At 61.5% G+C, this 11,887-nt stretch carries 14 protein-coding genes; 7 read left to right on the forward strand and 7 right to left on the reverse strand.

Features of this window, described 5'->3' with window-relative positions:
* Positions 1-3: 3 nt before the first annotated feature.
* From ACO08C_RS10985 to ACO08C_RS11000, 4 genes are all read right to left on the reverse strand, one after another.
* Positions 4-939 (reverse strand): HlyD family secretion protein, encoded by a 936-nt coding sequence (locus ACO08C_RS10985; protein ID WP_421785592.1) that lies wholly within the window; start codon positions 937-939, stop codon positions 4-6.
* A complete protein-coding gene (locus ACO08C_RS10990) occupies positions 929-1,573 on the reverse strand; it encodes a TetR/AcrR family transcriptional regulator (RefSeq protein ID WP_421785593.1) in 645 nt (214 codons plus the stop codon). The genes ACO08C_RS10985 and ACO08C_RS10990 overlap by 11 nt, the downstream gene beginning before the upstream one ends.
* Before the next feature lie 108 nt (positions 1,574-1,681).
* Positions 1,682-1,867: a hypothetical protein gene (locus tag ACO08C_RS10995; RefSeq protein WP_421785594.1), complete on the reverse strand. Its 186-nt coding sequence runs from the start codon at positions 1,865-1,867 to the stop codon at positions 1,682-1,684.
* Between the two features lie 207 nt (positions 1,868-2,074).
* On the reverse strand, positions 2,075-3,085 hold the full coding sequence (locus ACO08C_RS11000; protein ID WP_421785595.1) for a hypothetical protein: 1,011 nt from the start codon (positions 3,083-3,085) through the stop codon (positions 2,075-2,077).
* A gap of 128 nt (positions 3,086-3,213) precedes the next feature.
* On the opposite strand from ACO08C_RS11000, the gene ACO08C_RS11005 reads away from it, so the two are divergent.
* From ACO08C_RS11005 to ACO08C_RS11025, 5 genes are all read left to right on the forward strand, one after another.
* Positions 3,214-4,797, forward strand: a complete 1,584-nt coding sequence (locus ACO08C_RS11005) for a lysine--tRNA ligase (RefSeq protein ID WP_421785596.1) — start codon at positions 3,214-3,216, stop codon at positions 4,795-4,797.
* Between the two features lie 626 nt (positions 4,798-5,423).
* Positions 5,424-6,176 (forward strand): DUF5343 domain-containing protein, encoded by a 753-nt coding sequence (locus ACO08C_RS11010; protein WP_421785597.1) that lies wholly within the window; start codon positions 5,424-5,426, stop codon positions 6,174-6,176.
* Positions 6,177-6,565: 389 nt separating this feature from the next.
* Positions 6,566-6,985 carry a hypothetical protein gene (locus ACO08C_RS11015; RefSeq protein WP_421785598.1) on the forward strand — a complete coding sequence of 140 codons (420 nt, stop codon included), beginning with the start codon at positions 6,566-6,568 and terminating at the stop codon, positions 6,983-6,985.
* Positions 6,986-6,987: 2 nt separating this feature from the next.
* Positions 6,988-7,413, forward strand: coding sequence for a hypothetical protein (locus ACO08C_RS11020; RefSeq protein ID WP_421785599.1), 426 nt, complete (start codon positions 6,988-6,990; stop codon positions 7,411-7,413).
* Positions 7,414-7,415: 2 nt separating this feature from the next.
* Positions 7,416-7,637 carry a helix-turn-helix transcriptional regulator gene (locus tag ACO08C_RS11025; RefSeq protein WP_421785600.1) on the forward strand — a complete coding sequence of 74 codons (222 nt, stop codon included), beginning with the start codon at positions 7,416-7,418 and terminating at the stop codon, positions 7,635-7,637.
* Here the strand turns inward: ACO08C_RS11025 and ACO08C_RS11030 are convergent, their stop codons facing one another.
* Positions 7,638-7,997, reverse strand: a complete 360-nt coding sequence (locus tag ACO08C_RS11030) for a PRC-barrel domain-containing protein (protein WP_421785601.1) — start codon at positions 7,995-7,997, stop codon at positions 7,638-7,640.
* 177 nt (positions 7,998-8,174) lie between these two features.
* On the reverse strand, positions 8,175-8,801 hold the full coding sequence (locus ACO08C_RS11035; RefSeq protein ID WP_421788710.1) for a S24 family peptidase: 627 nt from the start codon (positions 8,799-8,801) through the stop codon (positions 8,175-8,177).
* A 77-nt stretch (positions 8,802-8,878) separates the two neighbouring features.
* On the opposite strand from ACO08C_RS11035, the gene ACO08C_RS11040 reads away from it, so the two are divergent.
* Together ACO08C_RS11040 and ACO08C_RS11045 are read left to right on the forward strand one after the other, a co-directional pair.
* A complete protein-coding gene (locus tag ACO08C_RS11040; RefSeq protein WP_421785602.1) occupies positions 8,879-9,268 on the forward strand; it encodes a DUF952 domain-containing protein in 390 nt (129 codons plus the stop codon).
* Entirely contained in the window at positions 9,265-10,305 is a 1,041-nt protein-coding gene (locus tag ACO08C_RS11045; protein WP_421785603.1) for a quinone-dependent dihydroorotate dehydrogenase, read from the forward strand. Before ACO08C_RS11040 ends, ACO08C_RS11045 begins: the two co-directional genes overlap by 4 nt.
* Before the next feature lie 213 nt (positions 10,306-10,518).
* On the opposite strand, the gene ACO08C_RS11050 is transcribed toward ACO08C_RS11045, so the two are convergent.
* Positions 10,519-11,847: an MATE family efflux transporter gene (locus ACO08C_RS11050; protein WP_421785604.1), complete on the reverse strand. Its 1,329-nt coding sequence runs from the start codon at positions 11,845-11,847 to the stop codon at positions 10,519-10,521.
* Positions 11,848-11,887 lie beyond the last annotated feature (40 nt).

An 11,887-nucleotide genomic window follows, 5' to 3' on the forward strand; every position in this document is an offset into this window, starting at 1 on the left:
GGATCAGTCCGGACGCAAGGTCAGCGGTGTGCCCGCGGGCGGCGGCGTGCCGTCGAAAGCCGCCTCCGCGCGAAAGACGAGGCGCTCGCGCTGGTCTTCGGAATAGATGACGGGCGGCGTGAAAGACGGTTCGGCGTCAATCCGGGTCAGCGTGACAGACAGTCCCACCGCGCAGGATGCGCAATCTGCCGAAAGCGTGTCGCCGCGTGACCAGTTGCCGATCTCCGCTTCGGGAATGAAGACCACCGCATGCAGCGCTCCGTCCGGCAGCAGCCGCAACACCGGCTGGTTGGGCCCGGCCAGCTCGCCTGCATAGCGGATCTGGCGTTCGATGAGACCAGCGGCCGGCGCATTGACGGTATATCGATCGAGGTGACGGTCGATCCGATCGACTTCGGACTGCGCGGCTTCGATCTCGGCGGCCAGCGCGCGGAGCTGGTTTTCGCGCGCGGGCAGGGAGGCAAGCGTCACCCGCTGGCGCATTTCCGCGACACGGGCATTGGCCGCCGTTGCCGCGGCCTCCGCCTCGTCGAGGCGCGCGCGGGGAACAATTCCCTGGGCGAAAAGCTCGCGCTGGCGCGCCAGATTTTCGGCGGCTTCCTGTTGGCTGGCGCGCGCGGCCATGAGCTGATCGCGCGCCGCTTCGATTTCCGGTTCGCGCCCGCCCGCCGCGGCATCGTCAAAGCGGGCCGTGGCCGCTTCCAGCCGGGCGCGGGCGGCCGACAATTGCTCGCGGTCCACGGAAGCATCGAGCTCGAACAGGACATCGCCGGCCTCGGTGCGCTGGCCCTCGGCCACCGCAATGGTCTCGATCCGGCCGGACACTTCTGGTGCGATCAGCCGGTAATCGCCCTCTACATAGCCGAGATAGTGCGGGTCCGGTGCGTCACCGCAGGCGGCGGCCAGAAGCGGAAGGAGGAGCAGGGCTTTACGCATCATTCGCGCTCCGCGGTTTCAGGCCATTCAGGACGATATCGGCGATGGCGTCGGCTAGATCACCGGGATCGAGTTCGGGGTCATCGTCCAGCCGAAATACGGTCGAGAGCATCATCTGGGCGACCGCCGGGCCGATGAAGGCGAGCAGCGCCGCCTCGTCAGCCACGTTGCGGAAATGCCCGTTCTTGCGGCCGGTGTGGATGAGATGGGCCATGGCCATGCGCCCAACGTCGATCACCCGCTTGCGGTAGAATTGTGCCAGTTCGGGAAAGCGGCCCGCTTCGCCGAGAACCAGGCGCGGCGCGGCCGAAATCTCCGGATCGGACAGGGCGGTCAGTGCCATTTTCAGGATCGCGCGATAGGCCTTTTCGGGATCGTCCTTGGCGCCCATCAAGGACAGCGTGGACGCGGCATTGGCGATACGCCCCGCGGATTGCTCGACCAGCGCCTTCAGCATCGCGTCCTTGCTTTCGAAGTAGAGATAGACGGCGCCCTTTGACAGGCCGGCGCGTTTGGCGATGTCCTCGACCCGGGCGGCGCCAAACCCCTTTTCGGAAAAGACCTCCAGCGCGGCGGTCAGAATCTCGTCCGGACGCTCATCCGGTCGACGGCGGGCGGTCTTGGTCGATACGGTCATGGGCCGTTTATAACTGACCGGTCAGTCAGTTGCAAGATGAAAGACCGTGCTGGGAAAGAAGGGAGAATCGCCAAGCCGGTGTTGGCGCCACCCACCAATAAATGGGTGCTAATTGATCTGGAACTGCCGGCGCAGGGCCAGGGCCGCGAGGAAGAGCAGGATGATCGAGATCAGTGACTGGATTGCGCTGAGGAAGCCCAAAACCAGCCGAAAGGCTGGCGCACTGTCTATGATGTGGCCATAGGGTGTCGAGCCAGTGAAGATGAGCTTCAATGGTCCGAGCATGTTCTTCATGGCCAGTTCTACGGGATCGTCGCCTTTTCAGCGTGGGTGCCGAGATTACGCCTGCGGCGCCCCCCGGAATGGCGGATATTTGATGGCGCCAGCAGAACCCCTCACGCTGGCCATTCATAGCTTCGCGATCTCGCGCCCTTACTTTTATATGGGGCCTAATCATGCAAGAGCACCCGCCGCGCGGTGGGCGATTAAGTGATTAAGGTGTTAGCTGTTTTCTGCCGCCGTCGTGGGGCTGGTCATAGTGACTTCAAGTTGCATGTCATGCCACTCGATAGATGGTTGGTCATCTACAGGTTTTTCGGCGTCAGTGAGGTGTTTGTTAAAGACAATACGCACTGCAAAATCCTCAGTGCGGCGCGCCTCACTCGATCTATAGAAAACGTCTTCGAATTCGACCCCGCAGATCAGAATGATATAGTAGCCCTTTTCAATAGCCTCCTTTACAGCGTCCCACGGCAGAGTTCCTCCCTGCAAAAAGATAGTTCGTTGCGCGCCGACGCGAATGGTTCCGTGTGGGGTGCTATTGGCCTCAATTTCAATCTCAGTTGGCCGCACCGGCTCGATTGAAACTGCGCTGCGAGTAACGCGAATATGCGCAGGTGTCTGCCCAGTATTTATAATGTGCGGGCGAAATAGAATCGAAGTGATCACATCACCCTTGGGATTTATGTAAACAGGTTTTACAGTATCAAAGCTGAGGTAAGCGCGCGTCTGGGCTTCTCCAATGCTTCGAGTTACATCAACGGCAGCTTGGGCTGCTCTATTCGCCTGTCGTGTCAGCCAGAGCGTGTATAAGAGAGCGGTAGTACCGATGGCGATCAAAACGGTCTGCCAAAGGGCGAGATCCGCCATCCTCTGAGTGGCTTCATTCATGCCCTGCTGCGCTACAAGATTTCCATCGGCACGTTGCTCACTCGCCTGTCTGGCTTCTGCTTCGCCATCTTCCACGACAATCTCGACCTGAAGGGGGGTCGGAACCGTGAGTATTTGTTCCGAATTCTGTTGCTCTTGCTCCTCGGTATCTCCCTTGTTCTCTTGGGCTGGCAGGTCTGATGAAGCCAGTAGCGTTAGTCCAAGCGCGATGAGTGCCATAAAGTAGATTCGAGACATGCTTGCATAAAAGCAGCAGGAAACAGGCGGCGCGAGAGTTATTTGCGGGCATACATCGCTTATCGCTGACGCCATCGCCGTCCAGTTTTTCAACCGGCTGGTCACCTCGGTCCTTCGGACAACTCTCCCTGCAAGCCGGGAGATAGAACCCGATTAATCCCCGCCATTGACGAAAGCGCAAGCCGGGCCTAGTTGCCGGGGCCGTATTGCTGTTACGTAGAAAGCTTGCCGCCATGTCCCTCTCATCCACCGCCGCCAACGCCAAAGCTTGGCCGTTCGAGCTCGCGCGGGAGATCCTCAAACGGGCCGAGAAGTCCGGCAAGGACGAGGTCATCTTCGAGACCGGCTATGGCCCGTCCGGCCTGCCGCACATGGGCACGTTCGGCGAGGTGGCGCGCACCTCCATGGTCCGCCACGCCTTCCGTGTGCTGACCGACGACAAGATCAAGACCCGTCTGATCTGCTTTTCCGACGACATGGACGGCATGCGCAAAGTGCCGGCGAATGTGCCGCAGCAGGAGATGCTGCAGCAATACCTGCAAAAGCCGCTGACCGATGTGCCCGACCCGTTCGGCACGCATGAGGGCTTTGCCCAGCACAATAATGCGCGCCTGCGCGCCTTCCTCGACGGGTTCGGATTTGACTATGAATTCCTGTCGGCGACCGAGCAGTACCGCTCCGGCGCGTTCGATGACGTGCTGCAGCGCGCGCTCGAAAAGTATGATGACATCATGAAGGTGATGCTGCCGACGCTGGGCGCGGAACGGCAGGCCACCTATTCGCCCTTCCTGCCGATCTCGCCGAAGACCGGGCATGTGCTCTATGTGCCGATGAAGTCGGTCAATCCGGCCGACGGGACGATCACCTTTGAAGACGAGGATGGCGAGGACGTGACCCTGCCGGTGACCGGCGGGCATGTGAAGCTGCAGTGGAAGCCGGATTTCGGCATGCGCTGGGCAGCGCTGGGCGTTGACTTCGAGATGTTCGGCAAGGACCACCAGACCAATGCGCCGATCTATTCGCGGATCTGCCGCATTCTCGGCGTCGAGCCGCCGGTGCAGTTCGTCTACGAGTTGTTCCTGGACGAAGAGGGCGAGAAGATTTCCAAGTCCAAGGGCAATGGTCTGTCGGTCGAGGAATGGCTGCGCTACGGCACGCAGGAAAGCCTGTCGCTCTATAATTTCACCAAGCCGCGCACGGCCAAGCGGCTGTATTTCGACGTGATCCCGAAGGCGGTGGACGAGTATTACCAGCATCTTGCCGCGTACCAGACCCAGGACGAGGCGAAGCGGCTCGAAAACCCGGTCTGGCACATTCATGACGGCCACCCGCCGGCCGACGGCACGCCGGTGAGTTTCGCGATGCTTCTGAATCTCGCCTCGGTGGCGAGCGCGCAGGACAAAGCGACGCTGTGGGGCTTCATCTCCAAATATGCGCCGGACGCCACGCCGGAGACCGATCCGGTGCTCGACGGGCTCGCCGAGCGCGCGGTCGCCTATTACGAGGACTTCGTCAAACCGGCCAAGACCTATCGCGAGGCCAGCGACCTGGAGCGCGCGGCCATGCTCGACCTTGTCGGGCGGCTGAAAGCGCTGGGCGCAGAGGAGCGCGATCCTGAAACAATTCAGAACGAGGTCTATGCCGCCGGCAAGACACAACCGTTCGACAATCTGCGCGACTGGTTCAAGGGGCTTTACGAGGTGTTGCTGGGCCAGAGCCAGGGCCCGCGCTTTGGCGGTTTCGTGGCAGTCTACGGTATTCCGGAAACCATCGCTCTGATCGAGAAAGGGCTGGCGGGCGAGCTCGTCTCGGACTAGGCGCCGAGCTCGACGACGCGATCGGCGAAGGCGTGGATTGCAAGTTGGTGATCTAATTCACCGCTGCAAACGCGCTTGTTCGATTAATTCGATCAGGTCGATTTCCGGAAGGTCAGACCGCGACGCGAGGCCAGCACGTGCACGTTCAACGCGCTGTGCCGGGCTGGGCAATTTCGATTGGGCCCTCCCGAGCGCGTCCAGCGGGGTGTCTAGCGCGCGCCTGACGTCTTCGTCGCGTGGGCTGTCAAACGGGGCTCTTATTGAAGTCATAGCTTTCGCATCTACCCGAAAACAGGGGACGCCGCTAGTGGCTAACGGTTTCCGCTTAACGTGTTACAATGCCCTCTTGGATGCCCCCCAGTACCCGCAGCCCTTTTCAGATGAGAATCGCCAGAGATCACCTGTCAGCAGACAATTGAGCGTCGATTCGTCATTGCACGACCTGACCCGCTCGCACCTGAACGGCAGGCGTGTTTTCACACCAGATGTGAAACCGTCCTGTTGGCTATTAAAAAAAAGCAAATAAAAACAATAAGATAACGCAAATTTACATGTATCTGTAACATGCCTTGACGTTACAATGACTTCCGCATATAAGCGAATTTCGTGACTGAAAGGTATGCAAAATGCCGGTTTCACAAGACAAGCCTGCGCCTTACGCGCCAGCAAAGGCTATCGTGGACATTATCGAGCGACACCGCAGTCGCGGCGTGCCGTCACCTATTGATAAAGATGTTCTCGCGCGCGCGGGCGTAAGCGACAGCCTTATCCCTCGCACGCTGCAGGCACTTCATTCTCTCGATCTCGTAGATGAGGACGGATCCCACACCGACGTATTTGAAGGTCTGCGCCTTGCCCCGGAGGCCGAGTTCAAGCAACGCATGAGTGAGTGGCTGGCAAACGCTTACGCCGATGTGCTGCAGTATGTCGATCCAGCAAATGACGATGAGGTTGCAATCCGTGACGCGTTCCGTCCGTTTACGCCAACAGGGCAGCAAAGTCGCATGGTGTCATTGTTTACTGGCCTGTATACCGCTGCTGGCGTTCGGGCGGCGCCCAGCAAGGGGGCACGATCAACGCGGGCACAATCTTCCCCTCGTGAGACTGAGCGGCGTGCTTCAACGACGCGGCGAAATCCGCCGCCTCCATCTCCGCCGTCGCCGCCGCGTCAGTCCCGCATGATCCAAGATGGCATTCCTGCGCCGATTGCGGGCCTGCTTACTGGCTTGCCGCGTGAAGGCGAGGGCTGGACCCGCGAACGACGTGACGCATTCATGCAGACATTTCAGTCCGTGACCGACTTCTGCTTTCCTATTGTGAAGCCATCAGAGATTGGGGCCTCCACGGAGGCTCCAAACGCGGACGCCGAAGATGATTGAAGCATCTCCGGCGTCTTTTATCCCCAACCCTGCTCAGGGCAAACGAAAGGAGGAAAGCATGGTTTGGCATACCATCCGGAGGATACCAGATCGCGGCCTATTGGCCGCCTAACCCACTCCCTGCCCCCTTCCAAAAGGGGTAAGAGCAACGGTCTGTCTGGCTTCCAACCCCGGCAGGCCGTTGTGCTGTCTGGGTAGCGAAATCTACCAATCGTTTCAAGCAAAATGCTCTTTAGCAAACGTTCGCGAAGAGCCGAGCTGTCACGTTTTATCTGCCGAAGTAGGTTGGTTTACTCAGAACGAATGTAAGAATAATTTGACATCAAGTCAGCCATCGCTTACACCTCGTCATGTTAAAAATAGCTAACACGAGGTCGATGAGGTTTGACATGAGTTTTCGAGAGATGAGTACCTGGGTGCTGCTGGCGGTCACCGTGATCGTCTATGGCCTCTACTTCAACATCACGATCGGCGATGCGCTGGCCAATGGCGTGCCCGAGGTGGCCGACAATGTCCGCCTGTTCGGGGCGGTCGTGCTGATGGTGATTCTGACCATCGTCGCCCATATCGTGATGGCAGTCCTGTCGCCGAAGGGATCGGAAGAAGCCGATGAGCGCGACAAGCTGATCGAGCTTCGCGGCGATCAGCGCGGCGGTTTCGTCATGGCCGTAGCCCTGTTTTCGACCCTGGGTCTGGCGCTCGCCGGTGCCTCCGTGTTCTGGATCGCGCATGTCGCGCTGGCGGGTCTGGTGGCGAGTGAAATCGTCAAGGCGTTGACCAAGCTGATCGACTACCGGCGGGGCGTTTAGCGATGAGTGTGATGCAGAAACTGAATATCGCGGCGCTCGTGACTGGTCTCTTGGCCCTTGGCTGGTATCTGGTGCGCGTCGTGCCGCAGCTCGGCGGTGACGCCGGGGCGATAGCCTGGCAATGGCCGATGGGGATCAGCCTTCTTGCATTCATTGTCATGATAACGGTGGCAGCCATCCTTATCGCGGTGACCGATGCCGATTTGCGCGCGGATCCGGACCGGCTCGACGATGAGCGCGACCGCGCGTTCGAGCGCCGCGGCGATGCCTGGGCCGGCCATGTCGTGCAGGGCTTTGTGCTGGCCGCGCTGGTCTTGCTGATGCTGGGTCAACCGGCCTTCTGGGTGGCCAATACGCTTTATGCCGGCGTGATGATCGGCGGTATGGCGGGGCTGGTCATCCGCTTGTCCGGTTATAAGGGGGGCTGATCATGGCAAAGCCCACCCGCATCACCAACCGGCTGCGCGAGCTCCGCTTTCATGCGCAGGAGATGACGCAAGCCGATCTTGCCCAGCGCGTCGGCGTCACGCGGCAGACCATCATCGCGATCGAGCAGGGAAAGTACTCACCGTCCCTGGAAGTCGCCTTCCAGATCGCCGCCGTCTTCAAGGTGCCGCTGGAAGAGGTCTTCCAGTACCCGCAAGCCGATTGATCAGGCGGCCGCCGGGCGATACTCGCCGAAATGCTGGTTCAGCATGCGGCGGAGACGCGGATCGGCATCGTTGAGCGCGTCGCGTGACGGGAAAGCCGGCGCGGCGCGCAGCGTTTCGATCGGCACGTTGAGCACGCAGCGGTCATAAGCCGGATCGAAAGTCAGCGCGTCCCAGGGCACGGCGTAAAGGCGTTCGCCGAGCTCGCTGGCGTCGTCGAGGGCGACAACGGCATGCATCACGCGGCCGGTGGCCACACCGACGACGACATCGTCCATCGTACCGAGCTTGCGGCCGGACGGGCTGACAACGGGAATGCCATGAAGGGCAGTGGCGGAGGAGATACGCGGGAGGATAGACATGACCCAGCTCCTTTCTAGAGCGTCAAATCAACCTTGCGTCCGGCGACGAGCTGATTTGCACCGGTACGCAACATCCTATCGCCGATGATTCGGCGACTTTTCAGTGACATGAACATGTCCGCTTTGTGACGAACCTGATCGTGTCATTAAGGATAACGCGTGACTAGATATTGTGTTTCATTGGCTCGCCCACACAATTCTTGCGATCCAGCTGATGTCGGCGGTCTTGAGCGAGCGGCCGGGATAATCGGGGTTGAGCGAGGCGAGTTCGAGCCCGTCATCGGTGAAACGCAAGAGCTCCTTGGCCATCACTTCGCCATCGCGGGTGCGGACCACAACCCGGTCGCCGCGGCGCGGCAGTTCGCCGGGGGCGACGACGACGCGGTCACCATCGCGATAGACCGGCGCCATGGAGTCGCCGGATATTTCCAGCGCGTAGGCATGGGCATCGTCGATGCCGGGAAAGACGACCTCGTCCCAGCCCTGTCCGACCGGAAAGCCGGCATCGTCGAAAAAGCCGTCATTCCCCGCCTGTGCAAAACCGAGCAGCGGGACCGAGCGGGTTCGCGCGGCGCCGGTGGCCAGGGCGGCGAACTCCTCGAAGTCAACGCGCACGGCATCCAATGCCTTGGCGATGCTTTCGGTCGAGGGCCAGCGCGGGCGGCTGCCATCGGGGCTGGTGCGTTTGGAGACGTTGAAGGTGGTGGAATCCATGCCCGCCCGGCGGGCCAGTCCGGACGGCGTCAGACCGGCTCGGGCCGCCAGAAGGTCGACGCCCTTCCAGATTTGATTATGGGTGAGCATGGTGTTTATTCCGCTCAAGCTGAGTCGCTCCTTACTACAGGAATATATTCCTTGACCACAACCCAAGATAGAATAGCATGCGGAATATATTCCGCAACCAAGGCCGGATCCGGCACATGAGCGAGCCGGTCTACAAGCTGGTCGATCCGCGTGTCTGGGCGGAGGCCATGTCAGCCGGCGTGTTCAAGGGCGCAGGGGCCGATCTGGAAGACGGCTACATCCACCTGTCGAATGCCGAACAGCTGCCAGGCACGCTGGAGAAATGGTTCGCCGATTTCGACCGGCTGGCGCTGATCGAGATCGATGCCGGGCATTTCGGCGATGAGCTGGTCTGGGAAAAATCCCGCGGCGGGGAGCTGTTTCCGCATCTCTATGACGAATTGCCGATGATCGCGGTCAAGACCGTGCGCCTGTTGCGCAAGGGCGATGAGGGCGGCTGGCTGTTGCCGGACGATCTGTCGACGTGAGCGGGCTCGCCAAGCTGGGCACACGGGCGCTGCACCTGTTGCCGCCGGAAGCGGCACATACCGCCAGCCTGGCGGCGCTGAAGTCCGGTTTGGTACCGGCCCCGTCCATCATTGCCGATCCGGTGCTGGAAACCTCCATCGCCGGGCTCGTCCTGCCAAACCCGGTCGGGCTGGCGGCCGGATATGACAAGAATGGCGAGATCATCGACGCGCTTTTGAAGCTGGGTTTCGGCTTTGTTGAATGCGGTGCGGTGACCCCCAAGCCGCAACCAGGCAATCCGAAGCCGCGAGTGTTCCGGCTGTCGGCCGATCGCGCCGTGATCAACCGGATGGGGTTCAACAATGCCGGGCTGGTGGCGCTGAAAGCCCGCCTTTCGGCGCGGCTCGGCCGGCCGGGCGTGGTGGGCGTCAACCTCGGCGCCAACAAGGAATCCGAGGACCGCACGCAGGATTATGTCACGTCGCTGCAGGCGCTCGACGGGCTGGCGGATTTCTTCACCGTCAATATTTCCTCGCCCAACACGCCGGGTCTGCGGGCGCTGCAATCGAAGGCCGCGCTGGACGATCTCCTGACGCGGGTGATGGCGGCGAAGGGGGCGGCGCCGGTGTTTCTGAAAGTCGCGCCCGATCTCAAGGACGAAGACCTGGCCGATATCGCCGCCAGCGTCCGCGACAATGGCCTCGATGCGCTGATCGTCTCGAACACGACGATCGAACGGCCGGACACGCTGATGAGCGCGGATCGGGCCGAGGCCGGCGGCCTGTCAGGGCGACCGCTGTTCGAACGGTCGACCGCGCTCCTGAAAGCCTTCGCGCAAGCGCTCGGCGGTGCGGTGCCGCTGATCGGGGTCGGGGGCGTCGAGGACGCGGCGACCGCCTATGCCAAGATCCGTGCCGGGGCGTCAGCCGTGCAGCTCTATTCGGCTTTGGTCTATGAGGGGCCGGGGCTCGTTGCTCAGATCAATCGTGGCCTGGCCGAACGGCTGAAGGCGGATGGGTTTGCCAGCGTGACCGACGCGGTCGGGGTGGAGGTTTAGGCGTATTTCCCCTCCCCTTTATGGGGAGGGAAGCCAAGCCGATCCCGCCTTACATTCCATGTTGGCCAGTGTTTCGCGCCGGGTTTTCAGCTCAAGGGTGAAACCGCGTAGCGGCGCCCTCGCGCCCTTGATCTGAAAACCACGGCGCTGAAAAAATCCCGGCAAGGCATGAAAGGCGATTTGTGTTCGATTTCTTCCCCTGCTTGCGGGGGGTTAGGCCGCCAACCGTTTCTCCAGCATTGGATACTGGACCGCCAGCGTGGCCGCGCGGGCGATGTAATAGATGAGGAAGGCCGCCCAGACGCCGTGATTGCCGTAGATCGGGGCAAGGACATAGTCGGCCGCGAGATAGATCAGCACCGCAGCGATGGCGGCATTGCGCAGCATGGCACCGCGGGTGGCGCCGATGAAAATCCCGTCGAAAATCCAGGCCATGGCCCCCATCAACGGCACAATCGCGCACCAGGGGAGGAAGCGGATCGCTTCGCGGCGTGCATCCTCGTCGCCGATGACCAGGGTCAGCGCCTCATCGCCCCAGCCGATCAGGACGATGGCAAAGAGCGCACCCGTGACCAGCGCCTGTTCCGAGGTCAGGACCAGCGCGCGGCGTAGCCGCCGGACCGATTTCTGACCGACGGCCCGCCCGGATTCGGTTTCCGAGACGAAGGCGAAAGCATCGAGCACGAAGGCGGTGACGGTGATCACCTGCAGGAGGACGTGATTGCCGGCGAGCACGGCCGCGCCCTGGCGGGCCCCGGCATTGGCGAACCAGGCAAAGCCGATGATCATCGCCCAGGTGCGGATCATCAGGTTGAGATTGACGTCGATCATGGTGCGGATCGCTGCCGGGTCGAGCAGGCGTTCGCGGACAAAGATGTCGGAACACCAGCCGCCGCGCTTCGGAATGACGCGCAGCACGAAGACAATGCCGAGGAGAAGGCCCGACCATTCAGCGATGGCGGTCGCTGCACCGACCCCGCCGGCCGCATAGCCCAGGCCCAGAACGAACCAGAGATCGAGCACGATGTTCACCACGCTGATCAGGCCGTGGACGATCAGGGTTTCGGTCGAGCGCCCAAGCCCGATCAGCCAGCCGGTGATCGCGAAGACGCCAAAAGCGCCGATCGCCCCCCAACTCCGGGCATGGAAATAGTGCGCGCCATTGGTCTCGACGGCTTCGCCGCCCTGTAAGAGGAAGAAGCCGGCGCGGGCAAACGGATATTGCGCCGCCATGACCACGACACCAATGACACCAGCGAGCAGCAAGGCCCGGATCAGGGAACGCTGGACCTCGGCTTCTTTTCCCGCCCCGTCGGCCTGCGAGGTCAGGCCCGTCGTGCCCATGCGCAGGAAGTAGAAGCTCCAATAGACGATGTTGAACAGGGCGGCGCCGAGCGCGACGCCACCGAGATCGGTCTCGTCACCGGCGATGCCCAGCACGAAGGTGTCGACGACGCCGGCCAGCGGTATCGCGGCGTTGGCGAAGACCAACGGCCAGGCGCGCAGGAAGACATCCTTGCGGGTCAGGGCAACAGGATCCATGCGCTGCCGTTATCCGCAAGCGGAGCGGGACGCAATCGCC

The sequence above is a fragment of the Hyphobacterium sp. genome, from assembly GCF_965229905.1.
Taxonomy (GTDB): Bacteria; Pseudomonadota; Alphaproteobacteria; order Caulobacterales; family Maricaulaceae; genus Hyphobacterium.

Coding starts and splice junctions, on each gene's coding strand:
- ACO08C_RS11020 (WP_421785599.1), top strand. CDS start 6,988: ATGAGTGTGATGCAGAAACTGAATATCGCGGCGCTCGTGACTGGTCTC.
- ACO08C_RS11015 (WP_421785598.1), top strand. CDS start 6,566: ATGAGTTTTCGAGAGATGAGTACCTGGGTGCTGCTGGCGGTCACCGTG.
- ACO08C_RS11030 (WP_421785601.1), bottom strand. CDS start 7,997: ATGTCTATCCTCCCGCGTATCTCCTCCGCCACTGCCCTTCATGGCATT.
- ACO08C_RS11050 (WP_421785604.1), bottom strand. CDS start 11,847: ATGGATCCTGTTGCCCTGACCCGCAAGGATGTCTTCCTGCGCGCCTGG.
- ACO08C_RS11040 (WP_421785602.1), top strand. CDS start 8,879: ATGCGGAATATATTCCGCAACCAAGGCCGGATCCGGCACATGAGCGAG.
- ACO08C_RS10990 (WP_421785593.1), bottom strand. CDS start 1,573: ATGACCGTATCGACCAAGACCGCCCGCCGTCGACCGGATGAGCGTCCG.
- ACO08C_RS10995 (WP_421785594.1), bottom strand. CDS start 1,867: ATGAAGAACATGCTCGGACCATTGAAGCTCATCTTCACTGGCTCGACA.
- ACO08C_RS11005 (WP_421785596.1), top strand. CDS start 3,214: ATGTCCCTCTCATCCACCGCCGCCAACGCCAAAGCTTGGCCGTTCGAG.
- ACO08C_RS10985 (WP_421785592.1), bottom strand. CDS start 939: ATGATGCGTAAAGCCCTGCTCCTCCTTCCGCTTCTGGCCGCCGCCTGC.
- ACO08C_RS11025 (WP_421785600.1), top strand. CDS start 7,416: ATGGCAAAGCCCACCCGCATCACCAACCGGCTGCGCGAGCTCCGCTTT.
- ACO08C_RS11035 (WP_421788710.1), bottom strand. CDS start 8,801: ATGCTCACCCATAATCAAATCTGGAAGGGCGTCGACCTTCTGGCGGCC.
- ACO08C_RS11010 (WP_421785597.1), top strand. CDS start 5,424: ATGCCGGTTTCACAAGACAAGCCTGCGCCTTACGCGCCAGCAAAGGCT.